This is a genomic window from Microcoleus sp. S28C3 (assembly GCF_036700785.1).
GTDB lineage: Bacteria > Cyanobacteriota > Cyanobacteriia > Cyanobacteriales > Microcoleaceae > Microcoleus > Microcoleus asticus.
In genome coordinates this window covers 1-13,679 of record NZ_JAUBPO010000145.1, presented here as the reverse complement: position 1 = coordinate 13,679, position 13,679 = coordinate 1, and the positions used below count along the sequence as shown (strand labels likewise).

11 protein-coding genes are annotated in these 13,679 nt (G+C 46.0%); 4 read left to right on the top strand and 7 right to left on the bottom strand.

What is annotated here, in order from left to right; translation table 11 throughout:
- Positions 1-164: 164 nt before the first annotated feature.
- Together QUA13_RS28940 and QUA13_RS28935 are read right to left on the bottom strand one after the other, a co-directional pair.
- On the bottom strand, positions 165-512 hold the full coding sequence (locus QUA13_RS28940; RefSeq protein WP_333204095.1) for a rhodanese-like domain-containing protein: 348 nt from the start codon (positions 510-512) through the stop codon (positions 165-167).
- 116 nt (positions 513-628) lie between these two features.
- On the bottom strand, positions 629-1,255 hold the full coding sequence (locus QUA13_RS28935; protein WP_333204094.1) for a hypothetical protein: 627 nt from the start codon (positions 1,253-1,255) through the stop codon (positions 629-631).
- Positions 1,256-1,451: 196 nt separating this feature from the next.
- Between QUA13_RS28935 and rpsD the strand changes: the two genes are divergently transcribed.
- The gene (gene rpsD / locus QUA13_RS28930) at positions 1,452-2,060 is read left to right on the top strand and encodes a 30S ribosomal protein S4 (RefSeq protein WP_193975783.1); all 609 of its coding nucleotides are present in this window, start codon (positions 1,452-1,454) and stop codon (positions 2,058-2,060) included.
- 272 nt (positions 2,061-2,332) lie between these two features.
- Here the strand turns inward: rpsD and QUA13_RS28925 are convergent, their stop codons facing one another.
- The 5 genes from QUA13_RS28925 to QUA13_RS28905 form a co-directional block, all read right to left on the bottom strand.
- Complete coding sequence (locus tag QUA13_RS28925) at positions 2,333-3,535, bottom strand: catalase (RefSeq protein ID WP_333204092.1); 1,203 nt, start codon at positions 3,533-3,535, stop codon at positions 2,333-2,335.
- Positions 3,536-3,780: 245 nt separating this feature from the next.
- Positions 3,781-6,579, bottom strand: coding sequence for a phospholipase effector Tle1 domain-containing protein (locus tag QUA13_RS28920; RefSeq protein ID WP_333204090.1), 2,799 nt, complete (start codon positions 6,577-6,579; stop codon positions 3,781-3,783).
- Between the two features lie 633 nt (positions 6,580-7,212).
- Positions 7,213-8,646, bottom strand: coding sequence for an MFS transporter (locus tag QUA13_RS28915; RefSeq protein ID WP_333204088.1), 1,434 nt, complete (start codon positions 8,644-8,646; stop codon positions 7,213-7,215).
- 313 nt (positions 8,647-8,959) lie between these two features.
- Positions 8,960-9,388 carry a hypothetical protein gene (locus tag QUA13_RS28910; RefSeq protein WP_333204085.1) on the bottom strand — a complete coding sequence of 143 codons (429 nt, stop codon included), beginning with the start codon at positions 9,386-9,388 and terminating at the stop codon, positions 8,960-8,962.
- 143 nt (positions 9,389-9,531) lie between these two features.
- Positions 9,532-9,696 (bottom strand): hypothetical protein, encoded by a 165-nt coding sequence (locus QUA13_RS28905; RefSeq protein WP_333204083.1) that lies wholly within the window; start codon positions 9,694-9,696, stop codon positions 9,532-9,534.
- Between the two features lie 134 nt (positions 9,697-9,830).
- Here QUA13_RS28905 and cbiD point away from each other — a divergent pair, with 134 nt between their 5' ends.
- The 3 genes from cbiD (at position 9,831) to QUA13_RS28890 (ending at position 13,461) form a co-directional block, all read left to right on the top strand.
- Complete coding sequence (gene cbiD / locus QUA13_RS28900) at positions 9,831-10,952, top strand: cobalt-precorrin-5B (C(1))-methyltransferase CbiD (RefSeq protein ID WP_333204081.1); 1,122 nt, start codon at positions 9,831-9,833, stop codon at positions 10,950-10,952.
- Between the two features lie 335 nt (positions 10,953-11,287).
- A complete protein-coding gene (gene guaA / locus QUA13_RS28895) occupies positions 11,288-12,901 on the top strand; it encodes a glutamine-hydrolyzing GMP synthase (RefSeq protein WP_333204079.1) in 1,614 nt (537 codons plus the stop codon).
- Between the two features lie 125 nt (positions 12,902-13,026).
- Positions 13,027-13,461 (top strand): hypothetical protein, encoded by a 435-nt coding sequence (locus QUA13_RS28890; protein WP_333204077.1) that lies wholly within the window; start codon positions 13,027-13,029, stop codon positions 13,459-13,461.
- The last annotated feature ends 218 nt before the right edge of the window (positions 13,462-13,679 follow it).

Genomic DNA, 13,679 nt, shown 5'->3' with positions numbered 1-13,679 from the left:
GAAGTTTTATCCCTCTGTGGTTGGGACTATATCCTTGAAGCTATATTAAGTGCAACTTCATAGTAAATTGGTATAATCCCGGGGGAATATAATTCGTTTCTACACATACAAAGTCCGCCCGCGCGGACTCTGAAGAAAACGATATTTAAGAACTGGATTTGAGGTTAATAGCGGGGAACGGTTCGATCGACCGCCATTGAGTAAGCATCGATACCGCCAACGATATTTTTAACGTTGGTAAATCCTCGCTCGGCTAGCCAGTGGCACATTTGAGCCGATCGCACTCCGTGATGGCACAGAACTAGGGTTTCTTTGTCGCGATCGAGTCGATCCTCAATTTCACCAGACCATTCGGCAAACTCGCTCAGGGGAAAAGCTGCAAATCCCGGCAGCGCCGCGAGTTCAATTTCGTAAGGTTCCCGCACGTCTACAAGCTGCAATTTCTCAGCATTGGTTTCTGCTAATTGGCGACCTAATTCTTCGACTGTAATTTGAGCAAAAATTTCTGACATTTGATTATAAAAAAGTAGTCATTAGTCATTAGTCATCAGTCATTAGTCAGTTAACAGTTAACAGTCAACAGTCAACAGTCAACAGTTAACAGCCAACAGCCAACTGTTAACAGTGATTAATTGGGCAGCGAAGGCGGTGAAATTAGCTCCACAGGAGGAGTAGGTGCAGGACGCCCGTCCAAGCTCACTGTGTCCCTCGGGTCCAGACAAGTGGCGATTAACCTGTCAGTGGGAAATTCGAGCCTGCCGCTCAAACCGACTACGCATTCAGCAAACTGTTGTGGCAATAAACTGCGGCGACACCCATCGAGCACTAACAGGGGAGCTGCAGGTTGAGTTCGAGTTTTGCCGTTAATATTCACTACGCAAGTAGCCAATTCGGCGGGACGCCTCACCCGCCGACAGCTAGAGAGCGCTTCGACACCAGAAATATTGGTTTTGCGGTTGATTTGGAGAGCGCATTTAGATATGTCGCGGGGGCGGAGGGCGTCAGCACAAGCGGAGGCGGCTGCCTCTGCCCCCACTCCGGCTTCGATTAGTTCCAGGGCGCAGACGCGATAGGGATTCCTATTGCGAGGGATTCTAATAGTGATGGCTGATGCTGGCGAGATTGGCAGTGCTGTTGCCAACAAACCGAGTGCTGCTAGCTGCGTGCCGAGAGCCAATATCCAGCGCCCGGTAGGGCTTGAGCCTGTCGGTGCTGGCTTTGGGGAAGAAGTGCGGGAAAAATTGCGGTTGTGCATGGCAGATCGAGTAGTGAGTTTTTTTGGCTGATTGGGGCGATCGAGCGATCGGCTTTTCCTTCAGAATTTACCGCACATGATGGATCGCCCTGCGGTAGATCGTTTTTTTATCGATCTTTGTTGGAATTTTGATCGTTACCAACATATAATATAGAGTCTGCATAAAATTGCATACAGATATTAGAGAGGAAAATAAATGTCTCGATATCGAGGCCCCCGATTGAGAATCGTCCGTCGCCTGAAAGAGTTGCCGGGTCTAACCCGCAAAACCCCCAGACGAGATTATCCGCCTGGACAGCACGGTCAAAACCGCAAAAAGCTCTCTGAGTATGCGGTTCGCTTGCAAGAAAAGCAAAAACTCCGTTTCAATTACGGTGTGACGGAACGCCAACTGCTCCGTTACGTCCGCAAAGCCCGCCGTGTCACGGGCTCCACAGGTCAAGTGTTACTGCAATTTTTGGAAATGCGCTTGGACAATACTGTGTTTCGGATGGGAATGGCTCCAACCATTCCGTCCGCTAGACAATTGGTAAATCACGGTCACATAACTGTCAACGACCGTGAAGTCAATATCGCCAGCTATCAGTGCAAGCCTGGTGATGTAGTTGCGGTGAAAAATAGAGAGCGCTCGCGCACAATGGTAGAAGCTAATCTCAAAGACCCAGGCTTGGCTCACTTGCCGAATCACTTGGAATTTGATAAGCAAAAACTAATTGGCAAAGTTAATGGCGTTATCGAACGCGAGTGGATTGCTCTACAGATTAACGAACTGCTAGTGGTGGAATACTACTCACGGCAAGCTTAAGTTATTAGTCATCAGTCGCTGGTCATTAGTCATCAGTTGGTTGCTAGCAGAATAATTAATAATTGGGTACGAACCCAGTTATTGATTAATTGCTACTGAATAATGAGGACTAAGGACTGAGGACTAAGAATTAATAATTTTCAACACTCCCACCCCCTAAAAAGGGATGGGATTTTTTGAAGGTTTCGCTTGTTAACTTCTTTGACTTGCCATTTGCTCGGACGACACCTGCCTGATGGCATTAAATGATGTCCCAGCCTCAAATTATTGCCTTAAAAAGTTTCTTCTCCGGTTGGTTCTTGGTGGACAAGACCTCGCTTTTGAAGGCGATAATTCGCTACAACGGGGTAAACAACACCGCGTATCCGATTGATCGCACCTACTGGACGATGAACTGCTAAGCCGTTCCAGGGAGAATATCTCAGGTTTTCGTTGAAATCAGATTGTTTTTCATAATCAATAATCTGATGCTTGACGGTGAGACGACCTACTCTCAAAAAAGGTGATTCCTGTTCCTTCCAGACATTGATGCCATCGTCGATCGGCATTTTTAGGCTGGTTTGGAACTGGATGCCAAAATCCCACCAGTATTGGGCATCAGGTTTCGCCAAGGCTTGAATTAGATCGTTCCGATAATAATTGTCTGGTTTATTGGGATCTAAACCCAAGGCTTTAGCGCGATCGACAAAGGGAATTTTAGGAATTCCCGGTCGAGATTGTTCTGGAATTATCTCGTGCGGTGGTTTGCATGAAACCGGAGTAAACCCATACTTAATTACAGCCGGATATTCGACAGGAACTACACCAGGTTGCGAGGGATCGAAATCGGGATTGAGACCCAAAGCAGAGGGTGAACCGCTCCAATATTTGGCTGTTAGCAAACTCTTCGGAGTCCGGCTACCCGTAAGCGTCGAGACCGCTAGAAAGTGTCTGGGATGTCGTATTAGCCACTTCTTCAATGCCTCTGGTGATTCAACCAGAGAAGAAAAAAAGCCGTAGTAGTCTTTGATGGTTTGGCTCACAAATATCTCTGAATTGTGAACAATGATGTCCTGGGTTTTTGACTCGTGGCTTTGCGGGAGTCGTTCCCCTTCCACCCCCATCACTTTCACTGATATTGAGCGCGAATCTTTTTGGTAATCAGGGTATACTTTGGTAGCCCCGTTAGCAAATCGCAACCAAACAGGATATTCTTTGGGTTTTGCTAGCAAACCTTGCTTAAGGGAAATAGCATTGAGTTGCGAAGAAGTTAACGAAGCGCGTTTTCCCAATTCCTGTTTAATCGCTTGCTGATCGAAGTCAAAAATTTCCAGAGTTCCTTTAACGCACGCATGAGTTTTGGCGTGAGTATCTCGCAGCGCCCGCTCCTTATCCCCGTACAGATTATCCATGCGAAGCTTGGCCTGCTCAACCAAAAGATCGTAGTATTTGCGTTCGTCCTGTTCGGGATATTCGGTAAATAGCTTCTTGCTCATAAAAAACCTTTGCAAAGCTGATTGTGGCGATAATAGTTGGCATTTTCCCGTTCTAATTTACCTGATTTTTAACGGGATGTCGAGGTTTCTCAGATTTAAGTTGTTCGCGGTTCATTGCGTAATCCTCTAAACCGCGAACAACTCACCACTGGGACTGTCGGCTCTTTTTGAACTAGAGTTATACATTTGAAAGAAAGGCGTACACTTTACAATTTGTAAACCCACTCTCCTCGTGTTCTGTCAGATCATTTAGATGGTTTCCCACTCTCATTATAAAAAGAAACTTTGTACTCTTTACCGCGAGGAACATTACGGTTCAGCACCTGGGAGAGGGTCTTGGTATTCATAATCTCTTCCCAACCTACAGGTGAAAAAGTTTCTGGATTGAAGACATTTTCGGCTAATAGAGGATTGGTGAAAGCTTGAGAAAAGGCATCAATTCCTATCAGTCGTCCGACTAAAGGAGGTAAGGCTGAATTTTGCCGCAAATCTTCTGCGTAGAGTCCCACATACAACTCAATGTTGTCTACGTGACCGTACAATCGTTTCAATTCTTTTTGGACATCTTCATCGCCACTAATTTGATTGAAATCGGTCACCCGTGGATACTTGCAGAGTTCGCGGTAATCGTTGTAGGTTCTTAATTTGGCTGCACGACCTGCACGAATACTGGCGGTCTCGGTTGGAATTAGGAAATCAGGCGTATTGAATAAACCCAATTGCGCTGCTGGTTGGGAACAAGTTTCTTCAAATATAGCTCCCAAACCCTTGTTAATGATCATATCATTGTTCCACATCGACTCGGGCATAGACATTTCTTTCCCGTCATGAATTAGCTTATCGGGCAGCATACTATGCCAACGATAAACTAAAGTAAATTCTACTGACATCCAATTGGTGCGATACCATTTTTCATCAATAAATGCTGGGGGATCGACGAAGAATTGGAAGTGATAGGGAGTAATGTGGTTGATATAATCCTCAAGCACAATTTTCAGAAACTCTGCCATCACGATATTTCTGGCGGTTTGGAAAAGACGTTCGTCATCCCAAGTTGGATAATTCTTTGCCAAGAGGTCGCACACGCGATTATGTTCTCTTAAGCTAAGAACGTTGAGCATTACATAGCCAATTTGCACATTGACCCGCTCTAACTCTATCCCCATTGCAAATAATTTTTTTCTCTTTTCAGGAGGTAGTTTATCCGATTTCTTTTCATCGTATTCACCGACTATTTGATGGGGAATTCCTTTAAATTCTTCCTTAGGCTGTCCGTTCTCATCATAGTAAAAAGGAGGATATTCTTCGCCATTGAGAATTTGGCTTTTTAGCTTGCCTCCTTGATGAGATCTCAGCAGCTTAGTAATATTTGCGTTCAACCCATAGACGTTACACAGATCGATGTGGTGGTTGGAGCTATTTTTGCGGTGATCCAGTCGATCTGTTCGCAGGAAACTGTCGGTAAACCATTGCACGAAATAGGGGAACATAAGAGAGGATTTGGCAGAATATTTCGTCTTTCCTCCTTTTTTGCGGTACAATACCTCCAAATCCTTAATAGGCGGGAGATTCTTTTCAAAATTCTCGGTCGGGCTTAAATTAACCCCTATGTAGTTTTTATTTGTTAAAGGCTTCCAATCAGTAGGCGGTAGATGAAGTCCCGAATAAGTGCGATCGTTTAATGACTCCCAAGAGCTGTAGGGAGACATTGTACTAAACGGATAGGGGCGAGTGGGAATTTTTATGACGGCATTGTTAATCAGGGTTTTGTTCACTTTTTTGCTAAGCCCCTCGTTGCTTTGAATGAAGTTCCAAAGCGGCTTGAAGTTGGTTAAAAGCAAAGTCTCGATTTTGTTTTTCTGCCCGTCTCTTGAGGTGTCTCTTTTTGAAGGCATTATTGTTTCTCGTTTGGGTTGTTGTAGATTGGATATGGTTTTTCCTTTTGGTTCTTGTAGATTCGATTGATTACCAAGCCTCAATTCCGGGATCTCGATCGAGTCTTCTTTATGCTCTGCAATTAGTTTTAAGGGTTTATTAGATAAAAGCGGTTCTAGATTCTTGGGGTGGTACGGGATGTCTACGCTTTGAAAACGCTCGATCGCACTTTCATGAAGATCGTCAATGGTATCCCCCACCTCGCGCCACTTGATTCCTGCCAATTTGAAGAACCCAGGATTGTTTTGAAATGGAGCCTTATAATTAGGCTGGATATCCTTAATGGCCTCTGGCTCGAATTCAAGCTTCAATTCAAGGTCACTGAGTTGATCCAACATCCACTTCAAGACAGTATCTGATAACCCGCGGTATGCTGGCGTACCACCGCCGATGCAGCCATGCTCGCCTGGAAACCAAACTTGACGAAGCTTCTGCTTCGGGGCATCAGGATTTTTCTTCATCAAGGTAACATCAAAGATTGCGCGAACTTCGTCGATCGCAACGGCGTGCAACGCATTCTCAATATCCTTATTTAAAGTGGTGTCGTGGAATTTGTACCTTTTTTTGAGCGGTTCTTCATACTTCTTCAAGACGGGTACCAGAGGAATACCAAGGGCTCCAACGGTGTCGAAACAACCAAGCAAGGTAATCGGGACGCTATCGCCGTTATCTTTACCGTAATCTTTGCGGAAACGCTTTGCTTGGTCATCATTTGGTTTAACGCCTCGGTCACGGTAAAGCTCGTAAGCTTGTGATGCCTTGGTAATATAACGGCGGGATAGGAGACCGGAGCAATAGATCATCCCCGCTAGACTCCTGACTGTGTAAGCACCGCGACTGAACCCGAATAGATAGATTTCGTCACCGCGATCGTAGTTGAGAGAAAGAAAACGATAGGCATCTTGTATATTTTTATCGATTCCCAGCCCAGTGACTCCGCCCACAATCTTGTTACTGTCGACTCCAATTCCCTCGTCATAAAACACGATCTGCGGAACCCCGTCACTGGCTGTTCGTGTCACTGCCTGGGCAAGCTTAAGCACATTAGTTGGGCACTCAGTATCTAGTTTGTTCCAAGTTCCATCACAGCAAACGATCAGACGTTTCATATTTACATTCTCTCTTTGAATCGGAAATTTGATAGCGAGCTGTCATTGGTAATCGGTTACAAGAGAGTTGCCAATTCGCGTTTTTCTGTCGCGTCAGGCGCTCCCTGCTAATTTTTGGCTTGAAATTGTTATGTGGCTGGGCAATCTTTAGCTATTTCGATTCTCAGGATATTAGTCCCAAAACACCCTATAGTCTAGTTGGCTGTATTAAAATGTTAATTTTATTTATATTTCTTAAATCAAAATCTTTACAGCGTGAAATAGTAGCTTTGGTTCTGGGAAAAGGCTCGATTCTCTTAAAACGTAAAAAATTTAGAGCGTGAAATAGTAGCTTTGGTTCTGGGAAAATGCTTGATTCTCCTAACAGGAGTAACTATCTGATGCCATAGCTAAAAAACATTTAAACACATTTACGCTCTGCCTGGTCAGTTTTGAGAACAGCTATATCCGATCGAGTTGTCAGTTATCTGCAAGATAATGGTGACGTATTGGTCACACGCATAGCAGGTTTGGACTATGTTTAGAATTAAAATTTGTTGCAGCGACTCTCAGATTTTCTGCGATGTGCTTGAAGTTTTTAACAATCTGTGGGCTTTTCTGGTTTCTCGATCGATAAATTTGTGCGAAAATTTTCTAGCCCCGGTTTAATTTGAAGCGTCCAAAAGTAGGAACGATCGACCGCAGCGACTGGCTGCGGGGTTCTCGCACCAAAACCAAAGGCAGAAGGCCAATCAGCCGCACAGCAGCCGAGAGGGCAAAGAGTGCTCCCAAACTCATGCCGGGAAGTTCGGCAACAAACCCGCCGGCAGTAGTTCCCAAAGCCCCAGCCAATCCCGAAACTGCTGCGGCGATCGCAAAATAAGTCGAAGGTTGCTCGATCGACGCTATCTCCATTTGAATATTGTTAGTGCACAAGCCGATCGCCCCTAAAGTCGTTCCCCCCAGCAAGTGCAGCAGCGGCAGCCACACCCAAACCGCAAATGGGTAATTGCCCGTACCCAACCACAGCAAAGGCGTTATCGCCACCACCAGCCCCACCGCAATTAGCAGCGGGCGATTTCCCAAGCGATCTGCCAACTTGCCCCAAAACATCAGCAGCAGCAGATTTGCCCCCGAACTCAAGCTGGTGTAAATCGTTACCAAACTTACATCCAAGCTTAATTCTTTCAGCAGGTAGATATTAAAAAAAGGCGCGCTGAGATTAACTGCAAATGTCCAGATGCTGAAGTAAAGAATAAACATTAAGAAATTAGAATCTTTGAACACAGAAGGCACAAAATCTGTTATTTGCTTTTCTTTTTTCTCTGTAAGTCGATCGCTCTGTGCATATTTTTTGTATACCTGCGGATTCACATCAACCATGAAGAATTGACACCCCAAACTAATCATTCCCGCCAAAACACCCACCAATAAAACAACACCGTAGCCCAAAATTGGATCGGCGCCCCAAGCTGACACGGACAATCCCATGAGCGGCACTCCCAGCAAACTAATCAAGCTCGTAGCACTGTTGCGAAAGCCAAAATAGCGTCCCCGCAAACGTTGAGGAACGACGGCGGCAAGCCAACTAAACCAGTTAGCACTGGCAAAAGCTCCTAGCACGCTAGCTGCTAGGACGGTTGCCAGCGTCCACAGCAGCAGTTGGTGGGAGTCGGCGTGCTGGGAGCCCCAAACAATTGCCACCGCCAGCACCAGCCACAGCAGCCGAGACACGCCGAATATCCCTAGGTTGTAGCAGTAGCGACTGGTTGTGCGGTCTGCGATGTATGCTCCTAATGGTTGCAGGAGATTTACCACCATCGGAATAGCACAGAATATACCTATTTCCACGCTGCTGGCACCGAGTTGCAGCAAGAAGTTGCTCAGCAGCACGCCGACGGTCGCCGACTCGAAGACACTGGCAAAAACGCCGTCCAGAATTGAGGCTTTGAGAGTCGAGCGAATGTCTTGTTTAGAAATTTTGAGAGCTGTTTTTGGAGGTAGAACGAGCTGAGATATTTGATTATCTAGTATTTCTGGAGTCTGGAAAGATAGAGGTTGATTTAACTCTGCAACTGGTTCAACCATAAGTCATAGAATTTTATATTTTAGATCGCAGATTAAAGAATTAATTGCAAAATCTTGGTTTGGCAAGGGTTTGAGGCTGGCCGGCCATTAAATTATTTTTCATGCGCAGGTGTCAAAAAAATTTAAAATTTCTGCTAGGAATTGCTGAGCTAGCCTATTAAGATAAAACCAGCCCCGCCTTCAAGATGTTAGCTTGAAAGCTAGACTGGCACTTCCGGGTAATGGTTATTAATATAGAGGGCAAGCGATCGCTGAGACATCAACCGCTTGGGAGATATAAATTTGCTAATTGTACAAAATTAGGTGTTAGGGCTTAACAAGGAAGCGATCGCAGCATTTCGCCTGACAAAAATTGCTCGAATTCCACCTCAAACAAGTCCCCCCAAGGGCCAAAGCAAATTTCGCGCGAGATCCTCCACTCGGCTCTCAAACCTTTACGGCTAGCTAAATCTATAGAATGTAAGACGATCGACTTGCCGAGTATAGCTGCTAACTCCAGCCCTCGGGCCAGGGCGGCAATTGCCTCTGGGGCGACAGCATCCACTTGCTGCATATCCACGACAACTCCAAGGGCAGCCGTTTCTAAGGCTTGCTCCAAATTGGTTTGGAAATCTAGGACAGCGATGCCGCCGAGGCAGCCCTTGGGTTGCAAAACAATGGTGTTGGATGCGGTGGTTTCTGGATCTAGTTGAGCGGTTGAATCCGAAACAACTGACGCCGTGAAGGTAGTGGCGGTCTTCATCTTTCCTCCTCCTGCGAACCCCTCACCATACCTGTACTCAGGACGGGGTAGATGCGAGGAAAAAGGGTGCAACGTCTGTGCAAGATAGCTGTAACCATCTTTTTTTTGAACCTGTTTACAGTAATTGTACTTAATTCCTGGAATCAGTTGGTCAGTCCCAGCGCTCGCGATCGAGATGCCTGGTTTTTTAGGGAAATCACCCGCACGTGCCCGTAAGGCTTCGGAGTCGGTTGTTGGCGATCCTCTACGAGGGTTCCCCTAACGCACCTCAAGAAAAGTGTGGGTGCGATCGGCAACTGGCAGGACAAAATAATGACTTGACAAAATTTACGCTAACTGATGATAATAGCAAACCCTAGAATCAAACTTAAATGTTTGAGGGGTATCACTGTGAAGGCGTGATGTCGATCGCCGGCAAATTTACGGATTCCTGAATTTGAGCGTGACCAAAACTCAACCTTTATCCGGGTATACACTGCCAGTATTTGCCTGTGCGGCTGCACTTGCAGCTTTGCGGTGCTTGCGTGATGGTATTAAGTCTCTAGATAGTGTATCAGTAAATTTACTGGAACCGCCAATAACCGCAGCAATTCCGATCGAGCAGGCATCTGTACTCAAAACTGGTACCGCTTTGGGCGTGACTCGATCCGATCCGGGGGACAATCTCGATCTGACTCGGAATACCCCCGTTTGGGCAATGGTGGAATTGGGGAGAGGGGAAGAGGGGGAACAAATACAGATTGTTGGCGGCGAGGGAATTGGACATCACAAAGCAGGTGGAGGAGCGGCAATCTATGATTACGCGATGCGGCTGCTGCGATCGAATCTGAGCCGAGAACTCGCACCGTCCGAAAAAATTACTGTCACCCTGATTCTGCCGTCAGGGCGCCAACTAGCCATCCGCACTTCTAACGAAGCTTTCGGCGTGGTAGAAGGACTTTCGCTGCTGGGTACAACTGGCATTTCTCAACCCCTGAGCGCCCCGGGACAGTTGGAAGTTTACCGCGAACAACTGCAACAAAAAGCCGAACTGTTTGACACTTTAGTATTCTGCATCGGCGAAAACGGCTTGGATTTGGCGCGACAACTGGAGATCAATCCCGATCGGCTCGTCAAAACCGCTAACTGGCTGGGCCCGCTGCTTGTAGAAGCAGGATGTCAGGGCGTGCAGTCAATTTTGCTGTTTGGCTATCACGGGAAACTGATGAAATTGGCGGCGGGAATTTTTCACACTCACCACCACCTCGCTGACGGGCGCAGGGAAATTCTCACAGCTTACTGTGCTAAAGCTGGAATGCCCGCTGATGCGTGTTCCGCAATTTTTGCCGCAGCGACGGCGGAAGATGCTCTCGGGCAATTGCGGGCTTTGGACGCTCAAACTGGCAGCAATTGGGTCGATCGAATTTACGGCGACATCGCCCGACAAATAGACTTGCGCTCATCGGATTGCATTTTTACTCACACTAACTTGCGCATCCCCGTGGGATCGGTGATGTTCGGGCGCGATCGCAAAATTATTGTTAAAAGTGACATAGGAGATACATTTCTGACCCAAATTTGTTAATGTAGTGTGAATATCCCTGAATTATGTTTAAAACATCGGTCAGGGATAATATTTAACAATTAATAATTCTTAGTCCCTAGACCTTAATTATACTAGGTTGCTTCGGGAAGCAATTTTTGACGCAAGAGTTCAATTAATTAGGGTAAGGATCGAACTAAATCTATGCTTGCCCTCGACTCTATTAATCGACTAACATCGCTGACAGCAATCTAGTATAAATAAGATTTATTCCTAGCGACTAATGGTTGCTCGCCTTCCTCAGTCTTGCAATGAGACGGCGACAGATACCTCCGCTACTTTCGATCCAATTAACAATTAGCAATTACGCAATAACCGTGACTACTCAAATAGAAACTGAATCAGTCCTAACAAACTCTTTTCTGGAGCAGATAGATCGCCAGACGATCGTGATTCTCGACTTCGGTTCGCAATATTCCGAACTGATTGCTCGCCGCATTCGCGAAACTCAAGTATATTCAGAAGTTATTTCTTACCGCACTACGGCAGAACAGTTAAAAGCTATCAATCCTAAAGGAATTATTCTGTCAGGAGGCCCGAGTTCTGTATACGATGAAAGAGCTCCCCAATGCGACCCAGAAATTTGGAATTTGGGAATACCGGTGTTGGGAGTGTGTTACGGGATGCAGTTGATGGTAAAGCAGCTAGGAGGAACGGTTGAGCGGGCTAAGTTAGCCGAATACGGCAAGGCATCGCTATTTATTGACGATCCTACGGATTTGCTGACAAATGTCGAAGAAGGCAGCACGATGTGGATGAGCCACGGAGACTCCTGTTCCGAGTTGCCGTCGGGTTTTGAGATCCTCGCTCACACGGACAATACTCCGTCTGCTGCTGTTGCTAACCACGAGAAAAATTTGTACGGCGTTCAGTTCCATCCAGAAGTGGTTCACTCGATCGGGGGAATAGCTTTAATTCGCAATTTTGTTTACCACATTTGCGAGTGCGAACCGACTTGGACGACTGCTACTTTTGTGGAGCAATCGATTCGCGAAATTCGCGCGCAAGTGGGGGATAAACGAGTTTTGCTGGCTTTATCCGGCGGTGTAGATTCTTCTACTTTGGCTTTCTTGCTGCACAAGGCGATCGGCGACCAACTTACCTGTATGTTTATCGATCAAGGGTTTATGCGGAAGTATGAACCTGAACGGTTGGTAAAATTATTTAAAGAGCAATTCCACATTGACGTTGAGTATGTTAATGCTCGCGAACGCTTTTTAGCTCAACTTGAAGGGATTACAGATCCGGAGGTAAAACGCAAGCGGATCGGTCACGAATTTATCAACGTATTTGAAGAAGAATCCAAGCGTCTAGGCCCCTTCGACTACCTCGCTCAAGGTACTCTTTATCCTGATGTGATTGAGTCGGCTGACACTAATGCAGACCCGAAAAGCGGCGAGCGAGTTGCTGTTAAAATTAAAAGCCACCACAACGTCGGCGGTTTGCCAAAAGATTTGCGATTTAAGCTGATTGAACCGCTGCGAAAACTGTTTAAGGATGAAGTGCGAAAAGTCGGCCGGTCGATCGGGCTACCGGAAGAAATTGTGAACAGACAACCTTTCCCCGGCCCGGGATTGGCGATTCGGATTATAGGAGAAGTTACCGCAGAGAGACTAAATATTTTGCGAGATGCTGACTTCATTGTTCGCCAAGAAATTAACCGGCACGGATTGTACGGTGAACTTTGGCAAGCTTTTGCAGTTTTGCTACCGATTCGCAGTGTAGGGGTGATGGGCGATCAGCGCACTTATGCTTACCCGATAGTTCTGCGATTTATTAAGAGCGAAGACGGGATGACGGCTGATTGGGCGCGGGTTCCTTACGATTTGTTGGAACTGATCTCGAATCGGATTGTGAATGAGGTTAAGGGGGTGAACCGGGTGGTTTACGATATTACTTCTAAGCCACCGGGAACGATCGAGTGGGAGTAATACCATTGTCGATTATTGATTTTCGATTTGCATAGATGCCGTCTGTAAGTCCTGTGTTAATTACAGGACTTACACAGAAAATTTATAGTCTAAGAGTCAACTGTCAACTGTCAACTGTGTTGAATATGGTGACTACTCCTCTATTATTAAATTCACCCCGAGCGATCGGCGAAAAACGGGTAATTTTCCATAACTTGAATTGGCAAGCCTATCAGCAAATTGTCCGAGCAATTGGCGAGAGTCACTCTGCCCCTTTTACCTACGATCGCGGCAGTTTAGAAATTACGAGGCCTTCAGAAGAACATGAATTTTACCGAGAACCGATCGGACGTTTTATTTATTTCTTAGTCGCTGAGTTCGATTTAAAAATCAAAACTATGGGCTCTACAACACTCGCTCGGGAAGATTGGGATCGGGGCGCAGAACCCGACAATGCTTATTACATCCCGAACCAACCGCGAGTGGCAGGAAGAACGGTAAATTTGCAGCAAGATCCGCCGCCAGATTACGTCAACAAAAAGGCGCTCGTTAAATCAACTGTGCTTTTCGGCTGTAACTAATTTGAGAGTATTAGCCTGCAATACCTGACTGTAGCAATTAGCTAACCCAGATGTTTCTTCTTGCTTCTTGGTTTTGCGTTGGATAGATTCTAACTTTGATAGCTTGGTGTTGCACGAAATATTTTTAGACCTTATTTGTACTTATACCAATTCACTATGAAGGTACACTAAAATCTAGGGTAAAAGTAGAGGAAATCCAATATGGCGAACAAACTTCA

Excerpts from the sequence above, each read along its gene's own strand:
- QUA13_RS28940 (WP_333204095.1), bottom strand. The coding sequence starts at position 512 with ATGTCAGAAATTTTTGCTCAAATTACAGTCGAAGAATTAGGTCGCCAA.
- QUA13_RS28915 (WP_333204088.1), bottom strand. The coding sequence starts at position 8,646 with ATGGTTGAACCAGTTGCAGAGTTAAATCAACCTCTATCTTTCCAGACT.
- QUA13_RS28890 (WP_333204077.1), top strand. The coding sequence starts at position 13,027 with ATGGTGACTACTCCTCTATTATTAAATTCACCCCGAGCGATCGGCGAA.
- QUA13_RS28920 (WP_333204090.1), bottom strand. The coding sequence starts at position 6,579 with ATGAAACGTCTGATCGTTTGCTGTGATGGAACTTGGAACAAACTAGAT.
- QUA13_RS28925 (WP_333204092.1), bottom strand. The coding sequence starts at position 3,535 with ATGAGCAAGAAGCTATTTACCGAATATCCCGAACAGGACGAACGCAAA.
- QUA13_RS28910 (WP_333204085.1), bottom strand. The coding sequence starts at position 9,388 with ATGAAGACCGCCACTACCTTCACGGCGTCAGTTGTTTCGGATTCAACC.
- QUA13_RS28935 (WP_333204094.1), bottom strand. The coding sequence starts at position 1,255 with ATGCACAACCGCAATTTTTCCCGCACTTCTTCCCCAAAGCCAGCACCG.
- rpsD (WP_193975783.1), top strand. The coding sequence starts at position 1,452 with ATGTCTCGATATCGAGGCCCCCGATTGAGAATCGTCCGTCGCCTGAAA.